The 4,315-nt window shown below is 61.2% G+C and carries 4 protein-coding genes; 3 read left to right on the plus strand and 1 reads right to left on the minus strand.

The window, feature by feature from the left end; translation table 11 throughout:
• On the minus strand, positions 1 to 112 hold a 112-nt coding region (locus D8V06_RS14345), incomplete at its 3' end, for a MerR family DNA-binding transcriptional regulator (RefSeq protein ID WP_130931180.1).
• Between the two features lie 85 nt (positions 113 to 197).
• On the opposite strand from D8V06_RS14345, the gene D8V06_RS14350 reads away from it, so the two are divergent.
• From D8V06_RS14350 to D8V06_RS14365, 3 genes are all read left to right on the plus strand, one after another.
• Positions 198 to 2,456, plus strand: a complete 2,259-nt coding sequence (locus D8V06_RS14350) for a heavy metal translocating P-type ATPase (protein WP_130931181.1) — start codon at positions 198 to 200, stop codon at positions 2,454 to 2,456.
• Positions 2,457 to 2,472: 16 nt separating this feature from the next.
• Positions 2,473 to 3,336 (plus strand): LysR family transcriptional regulator, encoded by an 864-nt coding sequence (locus D8V06_RS14355; RefSeq protein ID WP_130931182.1) that lies wholly within the window; start codon positions 2,473 to 2,475, stop codon positions 3,334 to 3,336.
• Between the two features lie 257 nt (positions 3,337 to 3,593).
• Positions 3,594 to 4,315: ATP-binding cassette domain-containing protein (locus D8V06_RS14365; protein WP_130931183.1), on the plus strand; the 722-nt coding region annotated here is incomplete at its 3' end.

Here is a 4,315-nt window from a genome sequence, read left to right on the forward strand (position 1 = left end):
CGCGGTAGTTGCCGTCGCTGCGGGCCGGTTCCGGCAGCAGGTTTTCGCGCTCGTAATAGCGGATCGTTTCCACGGCGCAATCCGTGAGTTTCGCCAACTCTCCGATCTTCATGACGAGGATCTCCAAAAAGGGTGCTTGACCCTATAGTGGCTACAGGGTCTTTACTTGGCAACAGGTACTTTTATGGACACGACCCATGAGCGATTCCCTGCACAGCCACAAACCCGAAGACACTTGCTGCAGCAGCAAGCTCAAACCCGTGGCCAAACATTTACATGGCGGCCATGGTGAATCCTGTTGCGCACCGAAAGCAAGCGAGCCCACGCTGATTCAGTTGACCGAAGCGCCAAGTGCCGATGCGCGGCTGAGTAGTTTCCGTATTGAGGCCATGGATTGCCCGACCGAGCAATCGCTGATTCAAAATAAGCTGGGAAAACTGACCGGCGTGCAGCAGCTGGAGTTCAATTTGATCAACCGGGTGCTGGGCGTCACCCATAATCTGGCCAGCACTGCGCCGATTGTCGACGCCATCAAAGCCCTCGGCATGCACGCCGAGCCCCTGGAGCAAGGCGCCGAAGCGCAGGCCCCGGCACCCGAGAAAAAGTCCTGGTGGCCGCTGGGATTGTCCGGCGTTGGCGCATTGGTGGCGGAAGTCATCCACTTCACCGCCGCCGCTCCGAACTGGGTGGTGGCGGTCATTGCCCTGATCTCGATCCTCAGCGGCGGCCTGGGCACCTATAAAAAGGGCTGGATCGCCCTGAAGAACTTCAACCTGAACATCAACGCGTTGATGAGCATCGCGGTGACGGGTGCAATCCTTATCGGGCAATGGCCGGAAGCGGCCATGGTGATGTTCCTGTTCACCGTGGCGGAGTTGATCGAAGCCAAATCCCTCGACCGCGCGCGCAATGCCATCAGTGGCTTGATGCAGATGACGCCGGAACAAGCGACGGTGTTGCAGGCTGACGGCACTTGGGTCACGCAGGATGTGAAGGCTATCGATCTCGGTGCCCGGGTACGGGTGCGTCCCGGTGAGCGCATCGCGCTGGATGGCGAAGTGCTCGCGGGTAACTCGAGCATTGATCAGGCGCCGATTACCGGTGAAAGCCTGCCCGTGGAAAAAACCATTGGCGACAAAGTGTTCGCCGGCACCATCAACCAGGCCGGTTCCCTGGAATACGCCGTGACGGCGGCAGCAAACAACTCGACCCTGGCGCGAATCATCCACGCTGTCGAGCAGGCCCAGGGCGCACGGGCGCCGACCCAGCGCTTCGTCGATACGTTCTCGAAAATCTATACGCCGGCGGTGTTCATCCTGGCGTTGGCGGTCGCAGTCATTCCTCCACTGTTCATGAATGCGCTGTGGTTCGACTGGATCTACCGCGCCCTGGTGTTGTTGGTCGTCGCTTGCCCTTGTGCCCTGGTGATCTCCACACCGGTGACCATCGTCAGCGGTCTCGCTGCCGCGGCCCGCAAAGGTATTCTGGTGAAAGGCGGGGTTTACCTGGAGGGCGGCTACAAGCTCGACTACCTTGCTTTGGACAAGACCGGCACCATCACCCATGGCAAACCGGTACAAACCGATTACCTGTCGCTTGACCCCACCGCCGATGCATCGGCGCCGGCGATTGCCGCGGCGCTGGCCGGCCGTTCGGATCACCCGGTATCGCTGGCGATCGCCAACGCGGCTGTGGATAAACAATTGGCCCCACTCGTTGTGGATAACTTCGAAGCACTGGGCGGGCGCGGGGTGCGCGGCGAAATCAATGGCCAGCTGCACCATTTGGGCAACCATCGCCTGGTTGAAGACCTAGGCCTGTGTTCTCCTGCGCTGGAAGAGAAACTGTCCGCCCTCGAGAAACAGGGCAAGTCGGTGGTGCTGCTGCTCGATCAGTCCGGCCCATTGGCGCTGTTCGCCGTGGCTGACACGGTGAAGGAATCCAGCCGCGAAGCGATCCGCCAGTTGCATGAGTTGGGCATCAAGACCTTGATGCTCACCGGCGATAACGTGCACACCGCGCAGGCGATCGCAGCGCAAGTCGGTATCGACGAGGCCAGGGGCGATCTGTTGCCCACCGACAAGTTACAGGCGATTGAAGCGCTGTATGCGAAGGGGCATCACGTCGGGATGGTGGGTGATGGCATCAACGATGCGCCGGCCCTGGCCCGTTCCGAAATCGGTTTCGCCATGGCCGCCGCAGGCACCGATACCGCTATCGAGACCGCTGATGTCGCCCTGATGGACGACGATCTGCGCAAAATCCCGGCATTCATTCAGCTGTCGCGCCAGACGTCGAGCATTCTCAAGCAGAATATTGCCCTGGCATTGGTGATCAAGGCGATCTTTCTTGGGGTAACCTTCGCCGGGCTCGCTACCATGTGGATGGCGGTTTTCGCCGACATGGGCGTCAGTTTGCTGGTGGTGTTCAACGGGTTGCGCCTGCTGCGCAAATAAAGGATGAGGACGGGTTGTGCTGAGTGCCGAGCTGAAGGCGTTTTACATGGTGGCCCGACTGGGCAGTATCACCCAGGCCGCGAAAAAGCTCGGTTTGAGTCAGCCCACGGTGACGACGCAGATTCGCAATCTCGAAAGTCAGTACTCGGTCGAGTTGTTCTACCGTGGCGGCCGGCGCCTGAGCGTCAGCGAGGAGGGCGCGCGGTTGTTGCCGATGGTCAAGGCGCTGATGCAGCAGGAAGCCGACATCGAGTTCTTCCTGCGCAATTGCGGTCAGGTGCAGGGCACGCTGCGCATTGCCGCGACGGCGCCGTATTACGTCCTCGATCTGGTGAAGACTTTCCGCGAGCGTCTGCCGCAGGTGGAGGTGTCGGTGGAAATCGGCAATTCCCAGCAGGTGCTCGAAGCGCTGGAGGACTACCGCGTCGATGTCGCGGCGTCCTCGCAGTTGCTCGACGATGCACGGCTGATTCGCCGGGTGCTCGGCAGCGATCCGCTGGTGCTGGCGGTGCATCGAAATCACCCGCTGGCGGCACATGATCACGTACCGCTCAGTGCACTGGCGGGGCATACATTGTTGATGCGCGAAACGGGTTCGACCACCCGCCGTATGACCGAAGAATTGCTGGCTGGCGCCGGGGTGAGTGTCGGGCCGTTGCTGGAGATTGGCAGTCGCGAGTCGATTCGCGAAGCGGTGCTGCGCAACATCGGCATCAGCCTGATTGCCCGGCAGGAAGTGCCGCACGATCCGCAGCTGCGGGTGCTGACCATCGAGAATGCACCGTTGTTGCCGGAGTATCTGTACTGCCTCAAGGAGCGGAAAAACGCACGGCTGCCGGCGGCGTTCCTGGGGTTGGCGCAGGAAATGGCCCCGGCCTGAGAGCTCGAATGCCTGTGATGATCGTTCCCACGCTCCGCGTGGGAATGTATCCCGGGACGCTCCGCGTCCCAAAAGCCGAACGCGGAGCGTCCGTTGAGGCATTCCCACGCAGAGCGTGGGAACGATCGGCACAAGTTAGTCCTTGTCCAATAACCCCAAATTCCCGAATACCACTATCGGCAGTTTTTGCCTGGCTGCCATATGACGGACTCATTACAACCCTAGGATGGCTTTCATCTGCCAGATGAGGTCCGTCCATGAACAATTTGATCGCCACTGCCCTGACCAACCCCGGCGTACCGATGAAGGTGCGCGGCGTACAGAAACGCTTTGGTGCGTTCACCGCGCTGGACAGCGTGTCTCTCGACGTGGCGGCAGGCGAGCTGGTGTGCCTGCTCGGTCCTTCGGGTTGCGGCAAAACCACCCTGTTGCGTTGCATTGCCGGTCTGGAAAAGCAGGACAGCGGCGAGTTGTATCTCGGCGAGCGTGACGTTTCCCACCTGGCACCTCAAGCGCGGGACTACGGCATTCTGTTCCAGTCCTACGCACTGTTCCCCAATCTCACCGTCGAAGCGAACATTGCCTACGGCCTGACCGGCAGCGGCCGCGATCAAGTGCGGCAGCGCGTCGGGCAGATGCTGGAGCTGGTCGGCCTGAGCGGCAGCGAGAAAAAATATCCGGGGCAATTGTCCGGCGGCCAGCAGCAACGCGTCGCCCTGGCCCGCGCCCTGGCCCCGGCACCTTCGTTGTTGCTGCTCGACGAACCGATGTCGGCCCTCGACGCCCGGGTCCGTGAGCACCTGTGCACTGAGCTGCGCCAACTGCAACGCAGCCTCGGCATCACCACCCTGATGGTGACCCACAATCAGGACGAGGCCATGCTGATGGCCGACCGTATCGCCGTGATGAACAACGGCAAGGTCGAGCAGTACGCCACGCCGCAGGAAATCTACAACCGCCCGGCCACGCCGTTCGTGGC

The sequence above is a fragment of the Pseudomonas sp. Sample_24 genome (assembly GCF_004307605.1).
Classification (GTDB): domain Bacteria; phylum Pseudomonadota; class Gammaproteobacteria; order Pseudomonadales; family Pseudomonadaceae; genus Aquipseudomonas.